The following is a 12,606-nucleotide window of genomic DNA, read 5'->3' on the forward strand; positions in this document are numbered from 1 at the left end:
AGGCAAAAAAAAGGACTTGTCCGTTTCGGAAAGTCCTCGAAGCGTTCCAACTATTGGGGGAGGAACGCGCACAGTGTGCCGTGCAAATTCGATGCTGACAAATTCATATAAATGCTGCTTCAGTGCATTATTTTTGAATTGTGGCCACGCGGCGTCCACTGACAAAACACAGATACCCACCCAGCGCCGCCAGAGCGCTCAAGGCGTAGAACATGCTCGGCGCCGGCGTGTGCATCAGCAGGAACCCGCACATCACCGGACTCAGCGCACCGCCCAGTGCCGCGAGGTTCTGCGCGCCGTAATAACTGCCGCGCAGCGCCTCCGGCGCGAGGGTATCGACGAAGAGGAAATCCGCCGGGTAAATGATCATCTCGCCGAGGGTGAAGATGAACATCGCCACGCACCAGCCGACGAGGTTATCCGCCAGGCTGAAACCGATGAGACCGACGATGAACAACGCCGTACCGCCGGCAATCCAGAACCGCAGGTGCTCGCGCTTGAGAAAACGCCCGATCTGGTATTGCAGCAGGATCACCGTGATCGCGTTGCAGGCCAGCAGAGCGGCCATGGTGTCGAGTGTCTGTTGTTGGGTATGGGTCACCAGCAGGTATTGCGACAGGTACAGGGTAAAGCGCCCGTGAACCAGGGTGCTGAGCAGACAACCGAGGGTGAACAGGATCATCGTGCGGTCGTTTTTCAGGATGATCAGGGTGTTCAGGAAACTCTGTGGTGGGCTGGCCGGCGACAGCGGACCGGTCTCGCGCGATACCCCCAGCAGCAGGAAAACGCTGCCGGCGGCAATCAGCCCGGCGACGATAAACGGCGCTGAAGGCTGAAGCCCGGCAATCACAACACCGATCATCGGGCCCACGGCGTAGCCAATGTTGGTCAGCGTGTAGTTCAGTGAAAACGCCTTGACCCGCTGGCCGACCGGCAGGTTTTCACTGAGCATCGCTTTGGAGCAGATCAGGAACAGTGCCGACGCCGTTTCACTGATGATCAGCACCAGCGTGACCAGATACAGATTCTGCGCGAACGTCAGCAGCATCAGGCCGACACCGCTGGAGAGCATGGTCAGGATCAACAGCTGACGCTTGTCGAGGCGATCGATGATGTAGCCGCCGTACAGCGACAACAGCGTGGCACTGAACACGGCGATGCCCAACAGCAGACCGACGTCCTGCGGGTTGAGGCCCAGTTTGTTGCTGAGGAACAGGGTCAGTAGCGGACTGATCAGGGCACGGCTGATGACGATGCTCAGCGAGGTGATCATCAGGCGGCGTATCAGGCGGGAGTAGGTGGCCACGGCAGTGCAAATGTCCTTATTTTTATGATGAAAACCCATGTGGGAGCGAGCCTGCTCGCCAATACCGAGTGTCAGGCGCCAACGCAGTTGACTGACCGGACGCTATCGCGAGCAGGCTCGTTCCTACAAGGGATTTGTCCTGTCAGGGCAATCTCAGCTGCATGGCGCAGCGTCGCTCGGCGGCAAAACCCTGTTCGATTTCGTTCTGCAGGGCATCGAGCAAATGCGCTTCGTGCTCACCGGGTGCAACGTCCACAAACCCCATCCGCTGATAAAACGGCGCATTCCACGGCACGTCGCGAAATGTGGTCAGGGTCACGGCGCGCATCTGCTCACGGCGGGCATGTTCAATCGCGGCCAGCAGCAGTTGACGGCCCACGCCCTGACCCTGAAACGCCAGGCTGACGGACAGTTCCTCAATGTGCAGTTGCTTGCCGACATCCAGCGCGCGGATAAACCCTGCGAGTTGCGTCGAGGTGTTTTCGGCGACCCAGACGTGGGCATGGTCGATGGCCTGGCGGTGTTGCGCGGCGCTGGCCACGTCGGTGTCGGCCAGCCAGGCGAGGGTCGGATCCGTGCGAAACAGCTCGGCGGCCGAGCATTCAATGGCGGGGAGGGCGTCGGCATCAATCTGCCGCGCCCGGCGTACAACAAAACTCATGGTAAAAGTCCCTGTAAGCGCTGCCGCAGGCTGCGATCTTTTTCCTGAAAGCGCAAAAGATCGCAGCCTCAGTCAGTTCCTACAAGGGTTTGAGGTACAGCAGCACATAATCGTTCTTGTCGAAACGGCCGGTCAGCACCGGTTGCAGACCCGCCAGCGAGGTGCCCTGCAGCGATTGCAGGTCCTTGCTGTCCATCATCAGCCAGGCCGGGCCTTTGAGGGCTTCGAGTTGCTGCACCGTTTCGGTGAACTGCGGTTGCAGGTCCTGCTCGACGTTGACCATGAACTTGATCGCCTTGGCGTCTTTGCCCATGCCGTGCAGCACCAGCGGTGCCGGGTTCTGCTGCACCTGCGCGAATGCTGCGCGACTGAACGCCTGCGTGTCGTACAAGCGTCGCTCCACCGGTTCGAACACCGCGGCATACACCGTCCACAACGCGAGCACCGAGCACAGCGCCAGCACTTCGGCACGCCAACGCGGTATCAACAGGCGCGACAACGCGAGCAATTGCAGAACACCGAGCACGATCAGCACCAGGGTGATGCCGTCAAGTTGCTCGGGAAAGCGGCGCTTGGCAACCAGCAGGGCCACCATCAACAGTCCCGGCGTCACCAGCCAGATAGCTTGGATCACCCCACGCAATACGCGGAACACCCGACCGTGCAGCACCTGAAACGGGTACGCCGCGATGATCGCCGCCATCGGCAACATCGGCAGCAGGTAACGCGCCTTCTTCGCCTGCGGAATCGACAGGCCAACCATGACGATCAGCCCGGCAGCCGCGCAGTATTGCACCAGACGCAAGGCCGGCCCGCGCTGATGCGGTTTGCTCAGCCAGGTCGCCGCCAACGCCAGGATCGCCAGCGGATATGCCAGTGCGTAGTTGCCCATGGAACTGGTGAAGTAATACAGCGAACCGCTGACGCCTTCACTGCCGTCCATGCGCCCCATGAACTGCATGCGGATCACGTCTTGCAGGAACGCTTCGCCGCCACTGAGTCTGGCCAGCCACAACAGCAGCGCGACGCACGCGGCGAGCAGGATCGACGCCAGCACACCGAACACCAACAGGCGTTTCCACTCTCGATTGAGCAGGTAGTAACTGCAGAGCATGCCGGTCGGCACCACCAGGCCGATCGGCCCGCGGATACCAAAACCCAGCAGCAACAGGACAAAGATCAGCGGCCAGCGTCGGCGCGAGCCAAAGTGGTCGTGCGCGTAACCCAGATAAAACACCGACAGCGCCACGGCTGCGAGCATCAGGTCTTGCGACACCGCGCGCACTTCGGTAACGAAGGTGCTGGTGAGCATCAGCAGCGCAATGCTGATCAACGCCCAACGCTGCGAATGCACCGCCAGCAAGCGGTACATCAACGTCACGATCACGCCGCCGGCAATGGCGCTCGGCAGCCACGCCGTCAGGGTATTGATCGCGCCGAAGGGCAGCGACAAAAGCCAGATGAACAGCGTCGAGAGCGCCGAATAATCGGCGTACGGCTGCCCGTAGGTCGTCGGGAATACCGTTGGCCCGTGCCTGAGCATCTCTTGGGCAAACAGCACAAAACGTGAATCGAAGCCAATGGGAGCCTGTCCGTAAACCCCGGCGATAAACAACAGCAGTGCCAGCAGCCCTGCGATCAGGGACTGCCGGCGGATGACAGGCGACAACGTGATCAAGCGACTTCCGCTTTGTTAGGCCACTGCTGCAGCGGCATCGGCAGTTTGCGCGAATCGCCTCGGCCGATCGGGAAGTACTTGAAGCCATTGCGCGCCAGACGCTCGGCGTCGTACAGGTTGCGGCCGTCGAAGATCACCGGGGCTTTCAGGCGTTGCTCGATCAGGTCGAAATCCGGCGCCTTGAACTGCTGCCATTCGGTGCAGATGATCAGCGCGTCGGACCCCGCCAACACTGATTCCGGGGTGCCCATCAGCATCAGTTTTTCTTCGTTCGGGTACAGGTGCTGGGTTTCCTGCATCGCTTCCGGGTCGAACGCGCGCACACTGGCGCCAGCGGCGAACAGCGAATCGAGCAGCACGCGGCTCGGTGCGTCGCGCATGTCGTCGGTGTTCGGCTTGAACGCCAGGCCCCACAGGGCGAAGGTCTTGCCGCGCAGGTCACCTTTATAGAACGCGTTGATGCGGTCAAACAGCTTGTGCTTCTGCCGCTCGTTGATCGCTTCGACCGCTTGCAGCAGGTCGCTGGAGCAGTGCGCCTGCTCGGCGCTGTGAATCAGCGCGCGCATGTCTTTGGGGAAGCACGAGCCGCCATAACCACAGCCCGGGTAGATGAAGTGGTAACCGATGCGCGTGTCGGCACCGATGCCCTGACGGACGGATTCGATGTCGGCGCCCAGGTGTTCGGCCAGTTCGGCTATCTGGTTGATGAAGCTTATCTTGGTCGCCAGCATGCAGTTGGCGGCGTATTTGGTCAGCTCGGCGCTGCGCAGGTCCATGAACATGATGCGGTCATGGTTGCGGTTGAACGGCGAGTACAGGTCGCGCATCACGTCCTGCACTTCGTCACCTTCGCAGCCGATGACGATGCGATCGGGACGACGGCAGTCGGCCACCGCCGAACCTTCCTTGAGGAATTCCGGGTTGGAGACGATATCGAACTGCAGCTCACGACCGGCCTTGTCCAGCGCCGCCTGAATGTGTGCACGCAGCGTGTCGCCGGTGCCGACCGGTACGGTGGATTTCTCTACCAGAATCAGCGGCTGCTCACGGTGGCGCGCCACGGCGTCACCCACCGACAGCACGTATTTCAGATCCGCCGAGCCGTCGTCGCTGGACGGTGTACCCACAGCGATGAACGCGACACGACCGTGCTGCACGGCGAGTTTTTCATCCGAGGTGAAATGCAGGCGGCTGGAGTCCAGACCTTCGCGCACCAGGCTCGACAGGCCCGGTTCGAAGATGCTGACGTGACCCTGGCGCAGCAGTTCGACTTTCTTCTGATCGATGTCCATGCACACGACGTCGTGACCGACTTCGGCCAACACGGCGGCCTGCACCAGGCCGACATAACCGCTACCAAATACTGTGATTTTCATGGAGCACTCCTGAATTCGGGCGCACGAGACGGACGAGTGTTAATAGTGATGACCCCGAGCATGACCAGTGCCACGCCCAGCGATTTAGTGAAACTGAACGATTCGTTGAACAGCGGCAGACTGGCCGCCAGCAGGTACACCAGCGCATAGCTGATGCTCAGCAGCGAATAAGCCCGGCCCAGCGGCAGATCGCGCAATGCCGCGAGCCAACAGAGCATCGACAGGGCGTAGGCGAAAATCGCCGCCACCACCACGGCCAGTGCCGAGAGATCGACACTGCCGGTGCTCAACGCCGCCAGCCATTGTTCCGGTTGCGGCAGGCGCGTCATGCTCCAGCGCATGCCCAACTGGGCAGCGCTGACCAGACCCACGCTGCCAAGAGCAAAAGCGATTCCACGAACCTGGTTCATGACTGTTGCCCCAGCAAAACCACGCCACCGATCACCAGCGCCACGCCCAGCCAATGTCGGCGGTCAATGGGCTCGCGAAAGACGAAGCGGGCGATCAGGGTGATCAGTACGAAGTTGAGGCTGAGCATCGGGTAAGCGATGCCCACTTCAAGACGTTGCAGCACCAGTAGCCAGACGAGCAGCCCGCTGCCGAGTGAAAACAGCGCCAGCCACAACCACGGCGAACGCAGTTTGTCAGTCCACGACGACTCAACGCCGCGCCAGCTCTCCACGGCGAATTTCTGTGCGACTTGCCCCAGACACGTCAGCAGACACGCCGTCAGTAACAGCAACCAACTCATGACGGATCCTTGGGCAGCACCATGATCACCAGATTGCCCGATTCGTAACGGGTACCGTCTTTAGGCAGCAGATCGAGTTCTTCAAGTTCGTCCTGACCCTTGACGCGCATCAGCACGCCGACCGAGCCGCTGCGGCGCGCTTCACGTACCCATTGCTGAACGTTGTCTTTGGTGAGTCGGCGTTCAGCACCTTCCGGGTAGGACAGACCGTATTTGAGTTCGCCGACCGTGTTGTACAGCGCGACCTCTGGTTGTTTCATGCGCCAGGCCAGTGCCGCTGCGGCGCCCAGATCGTTGCTCAGCAAGTGCGTGGCACCGGACAGTTCAGTGACGTGATGGCGGATGAACTGATCCGGGGTTTTGTTGGCCACCACCGATTTGGGCAACGCCGCCGGCAGGATCCCGGCCAGCAACAGGCTGCCCAGCGCCGGCGCCGCCCAGCATTGCAGCGGCAGGAACGCTTGCGCCAGGTTGGCGATGATCCAGCCGATCAAGGCAATGAACACCAGCACCATGCTGTGCAGTTCGTGGTCGTACACCGGTTTGTTCAGTTGCAGGTAAACCAGTGCGATCAGCGTGACCACACCCAGCAGCAGGTTCAGCAGACCGTTGATCCCCAGCGCCCGACCTTGTTCCAGACGCAGACGATCAGCCAGCGCATTGCCCAGCAGCAGTGCCAATGGCAGCAGACACGGCAGGATGTAGGTCGGCAGCTTGCCGTTGCTCAGGCTGAAAAAGCCCAGCGGCAACCACAGCCACAGCAACAGAAAGACCATGTTCGGCTGGGCCCGGGTTTGCCAGGCTTGCTTGAACGCGGTCGGCAACAGGCCAACCCACGGCAGACTGAACGCCACCAGCAGCGGCAGGTAAAACCACCATGGCGCATCGTGCTGCGCATCGTCGCCGGCGAAGCGGCGGATGTGTTCGTGCCAGAAGAAAAACCGCCAGTAATCCGGTTCCTGTGCGTGCACCGCCAGTGCCCACGGCAAGCTGACGACGATCGCGATGGCGATGGCCACCGGACCGAACACCAGCAATTCACGCCAGCGTTTCTGCCAGAGCATCCACGGCAACGCGATCAGCACCGGCAGCAACCAGGCGAGAAAGCCCTTGGTCATGAACCCCATGCCGCAGGCCAGCCCCAGTAGCGCCCAGGCGCCCAGGCGGTGCCCGGTGCTTTTGCTGTCAAGCGCAAACCACAGCGCCACCAGACTCAGGTTGACCCAGAAGGTGAACTGCGGATCGAGGTTGGCGTACCCGGCCTGACCGGCGACGACGGTGAAACTCATGTAGAGCAGGGCGCAGACGAAGCTCTTGCGCGGATCGTTCCATAGCCTGCGCGCGACCAGGTAGGCCAGCAACACACTCAACGCCGTGCTGAGGGCCGACGCGAAGCGCACGCCGAACAGGTTCTGCCCGAACAGTTCCTGGCCGATGGCGATCATCCAGTAGCCGGCAATCGGCTTCTCGAAATAACGCAGGCCCATGAAATGCGGCGACACCCAGTTGCCACTGAGCAGCATGTCCTGGCTGATCTGTGCGTAACGGGTTTCGTCGGGGATCCACAGGCCATGGGTGCTCAACGGCAACAGATAGGCCAGCAGACAAAGACCGACCAACAGCGGCAGTGCCCAGCGTCTGGTCATGCGCCTTGCACTCCCAGCCAGCCTTCGCGGCCTTCGAGCGCACCGCGTTGCACGCGGCCCACGGGCAAGGTGTTGAAATACTCGGGCAGCAAGTTGCCCAAGGGTTGGAAGTCAATGTGGCGCTGGCGTGCATCGGCCAGCAATTGACGAAAGTCCTGAGCCATCAGAATCCCTTCTACTTCGGCATGAATGGTGTAGACGTTGAGTGCTTGCGACTGGAACCGGTCGAGGATGAAGGCGTTGAAGTCCTTCGCCGCCACGTGCGGGCCGACGACCTCGTCGAAGGTCGGCAGGTCCACTGGAATCTGCGGCGTGCCCGGTGTGCCGTCCGCCAGCAGCGGACGGAACAGGCTCTGCCCACGGCAATCGCTGTTGTAGCGAAAGCCGAAAGTCTGCTTGGCCTCGATCACGCGCTCGTCCGCACGCCAACCGGCGGCGGCCGAACACTGGATCTTTTCGCCGAGGATGTCGCTCAAGGTGTCGACGCCGCGACGGATCTGTTCGATCAGTTGCGCGTCACTCCAGCGACCGGCATTGGCCTGCCAGCCATGGTGATCCCAGGCGTGCAGGCCAACCTCGTGACCGGCGTCCCGGGCCTGACGCATCAGGTGCCCGAGATCACGGCCAATCGGTTTGCCGGGCCAGGCAGTGCCGGCCAGCAGAATGTCCCAGCCGTACAGGCCGGCAGCGTTGGAACGCAGCATTTTCCAGAGGAACTGCGGGCGGATCAGGCGCCACAGATGCCGGCCCATGTTGTCCGGGCCGACGCTGAAGAAAAACGTTGCCTTGACCTGCGCCTCGTCGAGCATCTCCAACAGACGCGGCACACCTTCTCGGGTGCCGCGGTAGGTGTCGACATCGATACGAAGACCTGCCTGCATTACTTCTTGTCCGCGATTTCGAGCATGGCTTCACGCAGGAAGAAGTCCAGGGTGTTTCCGATGGTCTCGCGCATTTCCACGGTCGGCTCCCAGTTCAGCAGGCGCTTGGCGTTGGCAATGCTTGGTTTGCGGTGCTCTACGTCCTGGTAACCGGCACCGTAGAACGCCTTGCTTTCCACGTCGCGGAAACCGGCGAACGGCGGGAAGTTGTGACGCAGCGGGTGTGCTTCGAACTGACGCAGCAGCTCTTCGCCCAGTTGACGGATGCTGGCTTCGTTGTCCGGGTTGCCGATGTTGATGATCTGGCCGTTGCAGACATCGTTGTCGTTGTCGATGATGCGCGCCAGTGCTTCAACGCCGTCAGCGATGTCGGTGAAGCAACGCTTCTGCTCGCCACCGTCGAACAGACGGATCGGCGTGCCTTCCACCAGGTTGAGGATCAACTGGGTGATGGCGCGGGAGCTGCCGATACGGGCCGAATCCAGACGGTCCAGACGCGGGCCCATCCAGTTGAACGGACGGAACAGGGTGAAGTTCAGGCCCTTGGCGCCGTAAGCCCAGATCACGCGGTCCAGCAGTTGCTTGGAGACCGAGTAGATCCAGCGCTGCTTGTTGATCGGGCCAACGATCAGGTTCGAGTTGTCTTCGTCGAAGTTCTTGTCCTGGCACATGCCATAGACTTCCGAGGTCGACGGGAAGATCACGCGCTTGTTGTACTTGACGCAGTAGCGAACCAGCTTCAGGTTTTCTTCGAAGTCCAGTTCGAATACGCGCAGCGGGTTGCGGGTGTATTCGATCGGCGTGGCGATGGCCACCAGCGGCAGGACCACGTCGCACTTCTTGATGTGGTACTCGATCCACTCGGAGTGAATGCTGATGTCGCCTTCGACGAAGTGGAAGTGCGGGTGGCTGCGCAGGCGGTCGATGGCGTCGGAGCCGATGTCCAGACCGTAGACTTCGTAGCGGTCGTCACGCAGCAGGCGCTCGGACAGGTGATTACCGATGAAACCGTTGACACCGAGGATCAGTACGCGGGTACGACGTGGCGCACGCCCGGATTCGGCGCCGCGCAGCAGCGAGCCATCCACCAGACCCAGTTCGTTGGCCAGTTGCGGGCCGCTGAGGTACAGACCGTTGTCGTTGCGCTGACCGGCGTTGATCACCAGCGAGTCCTCACCGCAGGCAATGCGCAGCGGATCGACGCTGATCACGCGGCCTGGCGCCTGGCCTTCGTTGCCCTTGACGACGTCGGCGCTCCAGACAATCAGTTTGTGCTCGCCCACGGCGCAGAAGGCGCCCGGGTAAGGACGGGTCACGGCGCGCACCAGGTTGAACAGTTCTTCGGCCGGTTTGGCCCAGACCAGTTTGCCGTCCGCCGGGGTGCGACGACCGAACACGGTGGCTTTCGATTCGTCCTGCGGGGTTTCGGTGATCTTGCCTTGCAGCATGTTCGGCAGGGTGTCGCGCAGCAGGTCGCTGGCGGCCGTGCGCAGTTTGGCGTGCAGGGTCAGGCCGGTGTCGCTGCGTTCGATGGCAACGCGATGCTGGGCAACGATGGCGCCAGCGTCAGCGCGCTTGACCATGCGGTGCAGGGTCACGCCGGTTTCGGTTTCGCCGTTGACCAGTACCCAGTTCGCCGGAGCGCGGCCGCGATAGCGTGGCAGCAGCGAACCGTGCAGGTTGAATGCACCTTTTTTGGCCAGGGCCAGCAGTGGCTCGCTCAGCAGGTTGCGGTAGTAGAAGGAGAAGATGTATTCCGGGTCCAGCTTGGCGATGCGCTCGATCCACAGTGGATGGTTGGCGTCTTCCGGTGCGTGTACCGGGATGCCTTTGTTGGCGCACAGCTGGGCAACCGAGGCATAGAACGCGTTTTCTTTCGGGTCATCGGCGTGAGTGAACACTGCTGCAATGTCATAGCCGCTGTTGAGCAGGGCTTCAATGCCGGCGCAGCCAATATCGTGGTAGGCGAAGACAACAGTTTTTGCACTCATGAGAGAACCTGATCGGAAGTGGAAGAAGTAGCGGTAGAAGAAAGACCATCAACGGTGACGGCAGGGGCCGGAGCGGCCGGCTGGCTGCGCAACACCTTTTCGATGAAGAAACGCGGACGGGCGCGTACATCGCTGTACATGCGGCCGAGGTATTCACCCAGCAGCCCCATGCCGATGAACTGGCCACCGGTAAACACAAACAGCACGGCGAACAGCACGAACATGCCGTCACCGGCCCAACCGGCACCGAAGGCCAGACGCAGGACGATCAACACCATCGCGAACAGCACGCCCAGCCCGGCCATGGCGAAGCCGACGATGCTGAGCAGGCGCAGCGGGGTGGTGGTCATGCAGGTCACCAGATCGAACATCAGGTTGATCAGGCGCATCGGGCTGTATTTCGAATCGCCGTGTTCACGCTCGGCGTGGGCCACGACGATTTCGGTGGTGTGACGGGCGAAGCTGTTGGCCAGGATCGGGATGAACGTGCTGCGTTCGCGGCAGGCGAGCATCGCGTCGATGATCGTGCGGCGGTAGGCGCGCAGCATGCAGCCGTAGTCGCTCATGGCAACGCCAGTGGAGCGCTGCACGGCAAGGTTGATCAGCTTCGACGGATAACGGCGCAGCGCCGAATCCTGACGGTTGCCGCGCACGGTGCCGACCACGTCGTAACCTTTTTCGGCTTCGGCCACCAGCCGCGGGATTTCTTCCGGCGGGTTCTGCAGGTCGGCGTCGAGGGTGATGACCACGTCGCCCTTGCACTGTTCGAAACCGGCCATGATCGCGGCGTGCTGACCATAGTTGCGGTTGAGAATGACCGCCACGAACGGGCTGTTCTCACGCCCGGCGGCTTCTTCAAGCATGTTTGCCGATTCGTCGCGGCTGCCGTCGTCGACCAGCACGATTTCGAAATCGTGATGCAACTGGCGGCAGGCCGCCTCGGTACGACGCAGCAGTTCGGGCAGGCTTTCCTGTTCGTTGTAGACCGGGATGACGATCGACACGCTACGGATTGGATAAGGTTTCACAGGCGTTTTTCCATGATTTGAGCGATGGCACCGACAACGCGATCAAGGTCTTGACCGGTCATGTCGGGGAACAGCGGAATCGAGCAGAGCCGCGCCGAGTTCCATTCGGTGTTGGGCAGGTACAGGTCGGGGTCACGCTGGCGATACCAGGTGTGCAGGTGGGTGGCGATGAAATGGATACCGGTGCCGATGCCCTGATCCTGCAACGCCTTCATGAAGGCTTCGCGGTCCATGCCGCAACGCTCGCTGTCGATGCGCAGGATGAACAGGTGCCAGGCGTGTTGCTGGGCGTAGTCGGGCAGGGCCAGCGGTTGCACTGGCAGGCCTTCGAACTTTTGCAAATAGGTCGTGGCCAGTTCGGTGCGGCGGGCGTTGATTTCGTCCAGGCGCTGCAACTGCACGAGGGCAATCGCGGCGTTGATGTCGGCCAGGTTGTATTTGAAGCCCGGCTCCATCACTTGTGCCTGCGGCTTGCGGCCACCGGTCAGACGGTCATAGGCGTCGACGCCCAGGCCGTGGAATTTGAGCATGCGCACGCGGCTGGCGAGGGCTTCGTCGTCGGTGACGAACATCGCGCCTTCGGCACAGGTCATGTTCTTGATCGCATGGAACGAGAAGATCGCCGTGCCTTGCGAACCAACGTGACGCCCCTTGTAGCGCGTGCCGGCAGCGTGGGCGGCGTCTTCGATGACCGGAATGCCGTACTTGTCAGCCAGGGCATACAGCGGATCGAGATCGAATGCTGCGCCGGCATAGTGCACCGGAATGATTGCCTTGGTCCGCGGGGTGATAGCCGCTTCGATGCGTGCAGCGTCGGTCATCAGCGTGTCGCGGTCGACATCGACGAACACCGGTTTGGCGCCCAGCAGGGAGATCATGTTGGCGGTCGAGACCCAGGTCTGCGACGGGGTGATGACTTCGTCGCCCGGGCCGATGCCCAGGGCCAGCAGCGTGATGTGCATCCCGCCGGTGGCCGAAGACAAGGCCACCGCGTGCTTGCAACCCACGTACTGCGCAAATTGCTCTTCGAGCGCCTGGTTTTTCGGCCCCGTGGTGATCCAGCCCGAGCGCAATACCTGCTCGACTGCGGCAATTTCCTCATCGCCAATACTGGGGCGGGAGAAGGGGAGAAACGCCTGACTCATGGGCACCTCATTACAAAAAAAATAAAGGATGGATTCACTCGATTATTGGATCCAGCCTCAGCGTAGACACAGAAAAGCGCTCCTGCATCAATAACTTGGCAAAAAAAGCATGACGTCGGGGATAGATTGACTTTTCACGATTT

11 protein-coding genes are annotated in these 12,606 nt (G+C 61.3%); all 11 read right to left on the reverse strand.

All coding sequences use genetic code 11. The features are described 5' to 3' along the window. Window positions 1-127: 127 nt before the first annotated feature. The 11 genes from ACM6HV_RS14510 to arnB all read right to left on the reverse strand — a co-directional run bounded on the left by ACM6HV_RS14510 (window position 128) and on the right by arnB (window position 12,463). Entirely contained in the window at window positions 128-1,306 is a 1,179-nt protein-coding gene (locus ACM6HV_RS14510) for an MFS transporter (protein WP_414904550.1), read from the reverse strand. A 142-nt stretch (window positions 1,307-1,448) separates the two neighbouring features. Beyond that, window positions 1,449-1,967 (reverse strand): GNAT family N-acetyltransferase, encoded by a 519-nt coding sequence (locus ACM6HV_RS14515; protein WP_414904551.1) that lies wholly within the window; start codon window positions 1,965-1,967, stop codon window positions 1,449-1,451. 79 nt (window positions 1,968-2,046) lie between these two features. Next, the gene (locus tag ACM6HV_RS14520) at window positions 2,047-3,645 is read right to left on the reverse strand and encodes a glycosyltransferase family 39 protein (protein WP_145598078.1); all 1,599 of its coding nucleotides are present in this window, start codon (window positions 3,643-3,645) and stop codon (window positions 2,047-2,049) included. Next, window positions 3,642-5,021 carry a UDP-glucose dehydrogenase family protein gene (locus ACM6HV_RS14525; protein WP_145598079.1) on the reverse strand — a complete coding sequence of 460 codons (1,380 nt, stop codon included), beginning with the start codon at window positions 5,019-5,021 and terminating at the stop codon, window positions 3,642-3,644. Before ACM6HV_RS14525 ends, ACM6HV_RS14520 begins: the two co-directional genes overlap by 4 nt. After that, complete coding sequence (gene arnF / locus ACM6HV_RS14530; protein WP_414904552.1) at window positions 5,018-5,431, reverse strand: 4-amino-4-deoxy-L-arabinose-phosphoundecaprenol flippase subunit ArnF; 414 nt, start codon at window positions 5,429-5,431, stop codon at window positions 5,018-5,020. Before arnF ends, ACM6HV_RS14525 begins: the two co-directional genes overlap by 4 nt. Further along, window positions 5,428-5,772 (reverse strand): 4-amino-4-deoxy-L-arabinose-phosphoundecaprenol flippase subunit ArnE, encoded by a 345-nt coding sequence (arnE, locus tag ACM6HV_RS14535; RefSeq protein ID WP_414904553.1) that lies wholly within the window; start codon window positions 5,770-5,772, stop codon window positions 5,428-5,430. Before arnE ends, arnF begins: the two co-directional genes overlap by 4 nt. After that, complete coding sequence (arnT, locus tag ACM6HV_RS14540) at window positions 5,769-7,418, reverse strand: lipid IV(A) 4-amino-4-deoxy-L-arabinosyltransferase (protein WP_086791184.1); 1,650 nt, start codon at window positions 7,416-7,418, stop codon at window positions 5,769-5,771. The genes arnE and arnT overlap by 4 nt, the downstream gene beginning before the upstream one ends. Further along, window positions 7,415-8,299: a 4-deoxy-4-formamido-L-arabinose-phosphoundecaprenol deformylase gene (arnD, locus tag ACM6HV_RS14545; RefSeq protein WP_041063807.1), complete on the reverse strand. Its 885-nt coding sequence runs from the start codon at window positions 8,297-8,299 to the stop codon at window positions 7,415-7,417. The genes arnT and arnD overlap by 4 nt, the downstream gene beginning before the upstream one ends. After that, window positions 8,299-10,290: a bifunctional UDP-4-amino-4-deoxy-L-arabinose formyltransferase/UDP-glucuronic acid oxidase ArnA gene (gene arnA, locus ACM6HV_RS14550; protein WP_414904554.1), complete on the reverse strand. Its 1,992-nt coding sequence runs from the start codon at window positions 10,288-10,290 to the stop codon at window positions 8,299-8,301. Before arnA ends, arnD begins: the two co-directional genes overlap by 1 nt. Further along, window positions 10,287-11,318, reverse strand: a complete 1,032-nt coding sequence (gene arnC / locus ACM6HV_RS14555) for an undecaprenyl-phosphate 4-deoxy-4-formamido-L-arabinose transferase (protein ID WP_145598084.1) — start codon at window positions 11,316-11,318, stop codon at window positions 10,287-10,289. Before arnC ends, arnA begins: the two co-directional genes overlap by 4 nt. After that, on the reverse strand, window positions 11,315-12,463 hold the full coding sequence (gene arnB / locus ACM6HV_RS14560; RefSeq protein ID WP_145598085.1) for a UDP-4-amino-4-deoxy-L-arabinose aminotransferase: 1,149 nt from the start codon (window positions 12,461-12,463) through the stop codon (window positions 11,315-11,317). Before arnB ends, arnC begins: the two co-directional genes overlap by 4 nt. Window positions 12,464-12,606: the final 143 nt, after the last annotated feature.

Origin of the sequence: Pseudomonas sp. IT-P260, assembly GCF_949768395.1 — a bacterium.
In the GTDB taxonomy this organism is placed as follows: Bacteria; Pseudomonadota; Gammaproteobacteria; order Pseudomonadales; family Pseudomonadaceae; genus Aquipseudomonas; species Aquipseudomonas parakoreensis.

Bases quoted from the DNA above. Each gene is read 5' to 3' on its own strand.
- ACM6HV_RS14515 (WP_414904551.1), bottom strand. From the start codon at position 1,967: ATGAGTTTTGTTGTACGCCGGGCGCGGCAGATTGATGCCGACGCCCTC.
- ACM6HV_RS14525 (WP_145598079.1), bottom strand. From the start codon at position 5,021: ATGAAAATCACAGTATTTGGTAGCGGTTATGTCGGCCTGGTGCAGGCC.
- arnF (WP_414904552.1), bottom strand. From the start codon at position 5,431: ATGAACCAGGTTCGTGGAATCGCTTTTGCTCTTGGCAGCGTGGGTCTG.
- arnE (WP_414904553.1), bottom strand. From the start codon at position 5,772: ATGAGTTGGTTGCTGTTACTGACGGCGTGTCTGCTGACGTGTCTGGGG.
- arnT (WP_086791184.1), bottom strand. From the start codon at position 7,418: ATGACCAGACGCTGGGCACTGCCGCTGTTGGTCGGTCTTTGTCTGCTG.
- arnD (WP_041063807.1), bottom strand. From the start codon at position 8,299: ATGCAGGCAGGTCTTCGTATCGATGTCGACACCTACCGCGGCACCCGA.
- arnA (WP_414904554.1), bottom strand. From the start codon at position 10,290: ATGAGTGCAAAAACTGTTGTCTTCGCCTACCACGATATTGGCTGCGCC.
- arnB (WP_145598085.1), bottom strand. From the start codon at position 12,463: ATGAGTCAGGCGTTTCTCCCCTTCTCCCGCCCCAGTATTGGCGATGAG.